General features: G+C 70.6%; 1 protein-coding gene. It reads left to right on the forward strand.

The window, feature by feature from the left end; all coding sequences use genetic code 11:
• On the forward strand, positions 1–183 hold a 183-nt coding region (locus tag FV228_RS33880; RefSeq protein WP_210247840.1), incomplete at its 5' end, for a hypothetical protein.
• Positions 184–591 lie beyond the last annotated feature (408 nt).

Genomic DNA, 591 nt, shown 5'->3' on the forward strand with positions numbered 1-591 from the left:
CCTCGGGCGCGGGAACGCGACACCCCCCGGCTCGGGCTGGGCGGCGGCCGGCGGAGGAAATGCCTCCGGCCGTTCAGAGGCCTGACGGCGACCCTGTCCTGGGCGGTGCGGCGGTTCTGCGACGCTCTCCACTACGAGGGGGCGTGCGACGAAGGCTCGCTCGGAAGCGCTGAGGGGCGATGAGCACCTCGGGTCAGATCTTAGCGCAGGCGCGCTCCCGCGTGACGGACATCGGACGAAAAGACGGATGCGGTGGCCCGGCCGGCCTGTCGGCGGCGGGGCTTCCGGTCCGCGGGACGCCGGGAAGCCGGCTCTTTGTGCAACGTTGCGTTCGGGCTTCGCGGCGTCCCGCGTCACCCCGGTTGCGACTGGGTTTTCTTCAGCCGTGCTCCCGGCGGTTTTCCGCGCGGGGCCGATGGGGGGTGTCCGAATGCCGTCGAAGCCCCCCGGATCTCCAAACCATCCCCCTCATCCTGAGCAACCGTTATGCGCACTCGGTGGCGGGACGCCATGGCGTGCCTCGGGCGAGGACGGTGTTGGCGTAGATGAGCAGCTTTCGGGCGCAGGCGATGAGGGCCTGCTTGTGGGTCT

The organism is Methylobacterium sp. WL18 (genome assembly GCF_008040015.1).
Lineage (GTDB): Bacteria > Pseudomonadota > Alphaproteobacteria > Rhizobiales > Beijerinckiaceae > Methylobacterium > Methylobacterium mesophilicum.